This is a genomic window from Phenylobacterium sp. (assembly GCF_036502675.1).
Taxonomy (GTDB): domain Bacteria; phylum Pseudomonadota; class Alphaproteobacteria; order Caulobacterales; family Caulobacteraceae; genus Phenylobacterium.
In genome coordinates this window covers 1-7588 of the sequence record NZ_DASXYF010000092.1, presented here as the reverse complement: position 1 = coordinate 7588, position 7588 = coordinate 1, and the positions used below count along the sequence as shown (strand labels likewise).

Below are 7588 nucleotides of genomic sequence, written 5' to 3'. Positions count from 1 at the left end.
CCGAAGGCGACCCCCACGTCCGCGCCCGCCAGAAGCAGATCCGCAACGAGCGCGCCCGCCGGCGGATGATGCAGGCGGTGCCGGGCGCCACGGTGGTGGTGATGAACCCGACCCACTTCGCCGTGGCGCTGAAGTACGACGCCGGCGAGACGCCTGCGCCGATGTGCGTCGCCAAGGGGGTGGACTCGCTCGCCCTGAAGATCCGCGAGGTGGCGGAGGCCGCCGGCGTGCCGATCGTCGAGGACCCGCCGCTCGCCCGCTCGCTCTACGCCGCCGTCGATATCGACGAGGTCATTCCGCCGAAGCACTACGAAGCCGTCGCCAGGGTCATCGGCTTCATCCTCAACGCCGGCCGCCGTGCGGCGGCCCGGCCATTGTGAGAGTATGATCATGCGTGATTCGCAGGCCGCCTCGGCCCGACCCCTCAAGGAGCTCCGCGGCATCGCCATGGCCGACGCGCCAACCAGCGAAGCGCCGCGCGCGCGGTTCGACCCGCTGACGGCCATCGCCGTGCTGTTCTTCCTGATGGCGCTGGGTTGCGCGGCGGCGCCGGCGATCAACGCCGGCCCGGCGACCGTGGCGGGCCTGCTGCTGCTGGCCGGGCTGGCGGGCGTCGCCTGCCTGGCTCTGGTGGTGGTGCGCGGCTCGGCCGACGCCTCCGTCGACAGCGAGCCCGGGCCGGACCGGCTGGTGGAGGCGCTGCCGGAGCCGGCCGCCATCGCCGCCGCCGACGGGCGCATCCACGCGGCCAACGCCTCCTGGCGCGACGCGGTGGGCCAGACCCTGCGCCTGCCCAAGAACGGCCCGTCCGCCGCCAGCCTGTTCGCCGCCCTCTCCAGCGCGCGCAAGGGCGACACCGGCCGCGCCTCGATCCGCTCGAACGGCGCCGAGCACGAGGCGATGATCTCGCCGATCGGCGCCCGCCGCTTTCTGATCCGCCTGGCCGGGGCGCCGGCCGAGCACCTGGCCCTGCCCAAGGGCGCGCTGGACGTGCTCTCCGCCTTCAACACCGCCACCCCGCCGCCGCCCAAGGTGCTGGACGCCTTCGCGGCCGCCTCGCCGTTCGGCGCGGCGCTGCTGGACGGCGAGGACCCTTTCGCCGCGGTGATCATCGAGGCCAACCCGGCGCTCGCCGCCATGGCCGGCGGCGGCAGGCCGGGCCAGGTGTTCGGCGACCTGATCGACCTGGCCAGCCGGCAGGACGCGGCCCAGCGGCTGGCCGCCGGCGCCGCCGGCGCGCTGGAGGTGCGGCTGGCCCAGGACCCGAGCCATATCGCCCACCTCTACCTCTCCAGGAGCGACGGGCGCTGGGTGGCCTATCTGGTGGACGTCTCCGAGCAGAAGCAGATCGAGCTGCAGCTCGCCCAGAGCCAGAAGATGCAGGCCATCGGCCACCTAGCGGGCGGCGTGGCGCACGACTTCAACAACCTGCTCACCGCCATCTTCATGCAGCTCGACGTGCTGGCCTCGCGCCACCCGCTGGGCGACCCCTCTTATGAGGGGTTGAACGAGATCCGCCAGACCTCGGCGCGCGCCGCCGACCTGGTGCGCAAGCTGCTGGCCTTCTCCCGCAAGCAGACGGTGCAGCGCGAGACCCTCGACCTGGGCGAGCTGATCAGCGAGTTCGAGGTGCTGCTGCGCCGGGTGCTGCACGAGGACGTCAAGCTGGAGACCGAGTACGGCCGCGACCTGCCGCAGGTGCGCGCCGACCGCAGCCAGCTCGAGACGGCGGTGATGAACCTGGCGGTGAACGCCCGCGACGCCATCCGCGCCCATGGCGGGGCCACGGTGCGCATCCGCACCGCCCGTCTGAGCGAGTACGAGGCGGCGGCCCTCGGCTATCCCTCCGCCCGCGGGCCGCAGGCGCTGATCGAGGTGTCCGACGACGGGCCCGGCATCACGCCGGAGGTGATGGACAAGATCTTCGACCCCTTCTTCACCACCAAGCCGGTGGGCGAGGGGACCGGGCTGGGCCTCGCCACCGTCTACGGCATCGTCAAGCAGTCCGACGGCTGGATCAGCGTCGATTCCAGGCTGGGGGAGGGGGCGGCCTTCCGCATCTTCCTGCCGGTCTATACGCCCGAGCCCAGCGCCATCCCCGTGCCCGCGCCGGCCAAGCCGCAGCGGCCGGCGGCCCGCGACCTCTCCGGCATCGGCCGGATCCTGTTCGTGGAGGACGAGGACGCCGTGCGCGGCGTGGCGGCCAAGCTGCTGCGCGCCCGCGGCTATGAGGTGATCGAGGCGGCCAGCGGCGAGGAGGCCCTGGAGCTATGCGAGGAACACGCCGGCACCATCGACCTGATGATCTCCGACGTGGTGATGCCCGGCATGCAGGGCACCGACCTCCTGAAGCAGGCCCGCGCCTACCTGGGCGATGCGCCGGTGATGTTCATCTCCGGCTATGCGGAAGCGGAGTTCTCCAACCTGCTGGAGGGCGAGCGCAACGTCTCCTTCCTGCCCAAGCCGATCGACATCAAGACCCTGGCCGAGCGGGTGAAGCAGGAGCTGCAGAAGGCCGCCTGACCTGGCCGGCCGCCTCAGAGCGCGCGGGCGAGCCTCAGGGCCTCGGGATTCTCCACCTGCGCGCGCCGGTCGTTGATCTCCTGGCCGGTGGGCTCGGCGGCCGCGACCTCGGCCAGCGGCTCCGTCGAGCCGGGGAGATGGGCGGCGGGCGCGGGAACCGGACTGACGTCGAGCGGCAGGGGCATCGGGGAGGTCTCCTGGATCCCACATCGTTGTGGGTTAACAAAACGTAACCTACATTGAATGCGGCGCAGCGAAAGAGGCCGGGGGCCTCCTCACGAACACTTTATGGCCCAGCTTGGACGGCGCGCGAAAAACTGATTGGGCAGCGGTTTTTCCCTGCGCAAGGCGCTTTCCGACATGCAGGCAGCATTAAAGGCGCCAAAATCGGCATAAATCTTATTGGCGCGGTGGGGCTTGAGGATTTAAGATCTCGCCCGACGCGCATCGGGGCTGGCGGGTCGCGCATCATTGAGGCGCGTCTTCGCTGCTGCGAAATGAAGCGTGATCTTGAGGAAACGTATTTTGCAGCGCACCAGTACCGAGGGGCCAGACTACTTTCACAAGGTGGTCGATTGTCAATGGGCTTGTCCGGCTCATACCCCAGTTCCCGAATATATCCGCCTGATCGCCGACGAGCGTTACAGCGACGCCTACATGGTCAACTGGAAATCGAACGTGTTTCCGGGGATCCTGGGTCGCACCTGCGACCGTCCCTGCGAGCCCGCCTGCCGGCGCGGCCGGGTGGAGGACGAGCCGGTGGCCATCTGCCGGCTGAAGCGCGTGGCCGCCGACAACAAGTCGGACGTCCGCGACCGCATGCCCGTCGTACCGACGCAGAAGAACGGCAAGCGAATCGCCCTGGTGGGGGCGGGGCCCGCCTCGCTGACCGTGGCGCGCGATCTGGCGCCCCTGGGCTACCACCTGGTCTGCTATGACAGCGACCCGCGCTCCGGCGGCATGATCCGCAGCCAGATCCCCCGCTTCCGCCTGCCGGAGACGGTGATCGACGAGGAGGTGGGCTACATCACCGACCTGGGGATCGAGATGCGCCTGGGCCAGCGGATCGACAGCCTGAAGGCCCTGCTGGCGGAGGGCTACGACGCGGTCTTCGTGGGCTCCGGCGCCCCGCGCGGCCGCGAGCTGGACGTCCCCGGCCGCGAGGAAGCCCGCGCCAACATCCACATCGGCATCGACTGGCTCTCCAGCGTCTCGTTCGGCCACGTCGAGAAGATCGGCAAGCGGGTCATCGTGCTGGGCGGCGGCAACACCGCCATGGATTGTTGCCGCACCTCGCGCCGGCTGGGCGGCGAGGATGTCAAGGTGATCGTCCGCTCCGGCTTCGAGGAGATGAAGGCGTCCCCGTGGGAAAAGGAAGACGCCATCCACGAGGACATCCCGATCGTCAACATGCGGGTGCCCAAGGAATTCACCCACGAGAACGGCCAGCTGACCGGGGTGCTGTTCGAGGTGGTGGAGGCCAAGTACGACGAGAAGGGCCGCCGCAAGCTGGTCGCCTCGGGCGCGCCGGACGAGCATTACGCCTGCGACGACGTGCTGGTGGCGGTGGGCCAGGAGAACGCCTTCCCGTGGATCGAGCGCGACATCGGCCTGGAGTTCGGCGAGTGGGACATGCCGGTGGTCGACGAGATCACCTTCCAGTCCAGCCTGCCCAACGTGTTCTTCGGCGGCGACGCAGCCTTCGGGCCCAAGAACATCATCTGGGCCGTGGCGCAGGGCCACGACGCGGCGGTCTCGATCCACAACTTCTGCCGCGGGGTCAGCGTCAAGGACCGCCCGCCGCCCGGCGTCTCGATGGTCAGCCAGAAGATGGGCATCCACGAGTGGAGCTACGACAACGACATCTCCAACGCGCTGCGTCACCGCGTGCCCTTGCAGGACAAGGCGCTGGCGCTGAGCAACGTGCGGCTGGAGGTGGAGCTGGGCTTCGACAAGGCCCTGGGCTTCCGCGAGGCGGAGCGGTGCCTGAACTGCGACATCCAGACGGTGTTCGAAGAGCCGCTGTGCATCGAATGCGACGCCTGCGCCGACATCTGCCCGGTGGACTGCATCACCTTCACCGAAAACGGCGACGAGGGGGACCTGCGCGGGCGGCTTAACGCCCCGGCTACCAACCTGACGCAAGATATCTATGTATCCGGAGCGCTGAAGACGGGGCGGGTGATGGTCAAGGACGAGGACGTCTGCCTGCATTGCGGCCTCTGCGCCGAGCGATGTCCGACGGGGGCCTGGGACATGCAGAAGTTCCTGTTGGAAATGACCCAGGCTGGAGCCGCATGCCAAAGCCGTTAGACCGTGTTAACGATTTCGTCGTCAAATTCGCCAATGTGAACGGTTCCGGGTCGGCCAGCGCCAACTCCCTGTTCGCCAAGTCGATCCTGCGGATGGGCGTGCCGGTGGCGGCGCGCAACATCTTCCCGTCCAACATCCAGGGCCTGCCCACCTGGTACGAGGTGCGGGTGACCGAGCAGGGGCACCTGGGCCGGCGCGGCGGCGTCGACCTGATGGTGGCGATGAACCCGCAGACCTGGGACAGGGACGTGGCCGAGATCGAGCCGGGCGGCTACCTGTTCTACGACTCCACCAAGCCGATGCCGCCCACCAGGTTCCGGCCGGACATCACCGTGGTGGGCGTACCGCTGACCGAGATCTGCAACGGGGTCTATTCGCTCCCGCGCGAGCGGCAGCTGTTCAAGAACATCGTCTACGTGGGCGCGCTCGCGGCGCTGCTGGACATCGAGATCGGGGTCATCGAGGCCCTGCTGGCGGAGCAGTTCGCCGGCCGCGACCGGCTGATCCGCGCCAACGTCGAGGCCCTGCACATGGGCCGCGACTATGTGGCCCAGCACCTGTCGCCGATCCGCCTGAAGGTCCGACGTTCCGACAAGGTGGGCGAACGGATCTACGTTGAAGGCAACACGGCCGCTGCGCTGGGCGCGCTCTACGGCGGGGCCACGGTGTGCGCCTGGTATCCGATCACGCCCTCGACCTCGCTGGCCGAGGCCTTCACCGGCTTCTGCGCCGACCACCGCATCGACCCGGAAACCGGCAAGGCGCGCTACGCCATCGTCCAGGCGGAGGACGAGATCGCCTCCATCGGCGTGGTGGTCGGGGCGGGCTGGAACGGGGCCAGGGCCTTCACCTGCACCTCGGGGCCGGGCATCTCGCTGATGCAGGAGTTCATCGGGCTGTCCTATTTCGCCGAGATTCCGGCGGTGATCTTCGACGTGCAGCGGGGCGGGCCCTCCACGGGCATGCCCACGCGGACCCAGCAGTCGGACATCTCGGCCGCCGCCTACGCCAGCCACGGCGACACCAAGCACGTGCTGCTGCTGCCACAGGACCCGGGCGAATGCTTCGAGTTCGCGGCCCAGGCCTTCGACCTCGCCGACCGGCTGCAGACCACGGTCTTCGTCATGCTCGACCTCGATATCGGCATGAACGAATGGCTGACGGAGCCCTTCGTCTGGGACGACCGGCGCACGCTCGACCGCGGCAAGGTGATGGACTACGAGATGCTGGAATCCGGGCGCGATTTCGGCCGCTACCTGGACGTGGACGGCGACGGCGTGCCGTTCCGCACCTATCCCGGCTCGCACCCCACCCGCGGCGGCTATTTCACCCGCGGCACCTCGCGCAACCCCTACGCCCGCTACAGCGAGGAGGGCTCGGTCTACGTCGACAACATGCAGCGCCTGCTGCGCAAGTTCGAGACCGCCAAGTCCCTGGTCCCGCAGCCGGTCCGCAAGGACGCCAGGCGGGCGACGCGCAACGGGGTGATCTACTTCGGCTCCACGACGCCCGCCATGCACGAGGCGCTGGAGGTGCTGGAGACGCAGGGCAAGCACGTGAACGCCCTGCGCCTGCGGGCCTTCCCGTTCCCGGACGAAGTGTTCGACTTCATCGCCGCCCATGACCGCGTCTTCGTGGTCGAGCAGAACCGCGACGGGCAACTGCGCGGCATGCTGGTCAACGAGGGCGGGGTGGACCCGGCCAAACTGCCGGCCGTGCTGCATTACGACGGCACCCCGATCACCGCCCGCTTCATCGCCGGAGCGATCGCCGGCCTCATCGACGCCGCCGAGCGCGTCCCAGTCACCGAGGCCGCCGAATGACCTACATCACCAAGCCCAAGCTGCATCACCCGCAACTGGCCGCCAACGCGCTGGGCTACACCCGGCGCGACTACGAGGGCTCGGTCTCGACGCTCTGCGCCGGCTGCGGCCACGACTCCATCTCGGCCGCGATCATCCAGGCCTGCTACGAGTTGGCCCTGCCGCCGCACCGGGTGGCCAAGCTCTCCGGCATCGGCTGCTCCTCCAAGACGCCGGACTATTTCCTGGGGGCCAGCCACGGCTTCAACACCGTCCACGGGCGGATGCCCTCGGTGCTGACCGGCGCCAACCTCGCCAACCGCGACCTGATCTACCTGGGCGTCTCCGGCGACGGGGATTCGGCCTCGATCGGCTTCGGCCAGTTCGCCCACTCCATCCGGCGCGGGGTCAACATGACCTACATCGTCGAGAACAACGGGGTGTACGGCCTGACCAAGGGCCAGTTCTCCGCCACCTCCGACCGCGGCTCGAAGTCCAAGAAGGGCGTGGTCAACCACGACGCCGGCATCGACCTGGTGGCCATGGCCCTGCAGCTCGGCGCCACCTTCGTGGCCCGCTCGTTCTCCGGCGACAAGGCCCAGCTGGTGCCGCTGATCAAGGCGGCGCTGTCGCACCGCGGCGCGGCGTTCATCGACTGCATCAGCCCCTGCGTGCAGTTCAACAACCACGTGGGCTCCACCAAGAGCTTCGACTATGTGCGCGAGCACAACGAGGCGGTGAACCGGCTGGACGTCATCCCGGCCCGCGCGCCGATCACCGCCGACTATGCGCCGGGCGTCACCCATGCGGTGACCCAGCACGACGGCTCGGTGCTCAACCTGCACAAGATCCACGGCGGCTACGACCCCAGCGACCGCGCCCAGGCCATGGCCTTCCTGACCCAGCGCCAGGCGGCGGGCGAGATCGTCACCGGCCTGCTGTACGTCGAT

6 protein-coding genes are annotated in these 7588 nt (G+C 69.1%); 5 read left to right on the top strand and 1 reads right to left on the bottom strand.

Going from position 1 to position 7588, the window contains the following annotated elements:
• On the top strand, positions 1 to 380 hold a 380-nt coding region (locus VGL30_RS11600; RefSeq protein WP_331540079.1), incomplete at its 5' end, for an EscU/YscU/HrcU family type III secretion system export apparatus switch protein.
• A 10-nt stretch (positions 381 to 390) separates the two neighbouring features.
• Positions 391 to 2523 carry a cell cycle histidine kinase CckA gene (gene cckA, locus VGL30_RS11595; RefSeq protein WP_414694983.1) on the top strand — a complete coding sequence of 711 codons (2133 nt, stop codon included), beginning with the start codon at positions 391 to 393 and terminating at the stop codon, positions 2521 to 2523.
• Positions 2524 to 2537: 14 nt separating this feature from the next.
• Here the strand turns inward: cckA and VGL30_RS11590 are convergent, their stop codons facing one another.
• Positions 2538 to 2708 (bottom strand): hypothetical protein, encoded by a 171-nt coding sequence (locus tag VGL30_RS11590; RefSeq protein WP_331540077.1) that lies wholly within the window; start codon positions 2706 to 2708, stop codon positions 2538 to 2540.
• Between the two features lie 340 nt (positions 2709 to 3048).
• Between VGL30_RS11590 and VGL30_RS11585 the strand changes: the two genes are divergently transcribed.
• From VGL30_RS11585 to VGL30_RS11575, 3 genes are all read left to right on the top strand, one after another.
• Positions 3049 to 4836 (top strand): FAD-dependent oxidoreductase, encoded by a 1788-nt coding sequence (locus VGL30_RS11585; protein WP_331540075.1) that lies wholly within the window; start codon positions 3049 to 3051, stop codon positions 4834 to 4836.
• On the top strand, positions 4821 to 6659 hold the full coding sequence (locus tag VGL30_RS11580; protein WP_331540073.1) for a 2-oxoacid:acceptor oxidoreductase subunit alpha: 1839 nt from the start codon (positions 4821 to 4823) through the stop codon (positions 6657 to 6659). Before VGL30_RS11585 ends, VGL30_RS11580 begins: the two co-directional genes overlap by 16 nt.
• On the top strand, positions 6656 to 7588 hold a 933-nt coding region (locus VGL30_RS11575), incomplete at its 3' end, for a 2-oxoacid:ferredoxin oxidoreductase subunit beta (RefSeq protein ID WP_331540071.1). The genes VGL30_RS11580 and VGL30_RS11575, both read left to right, overlap by 4 nt.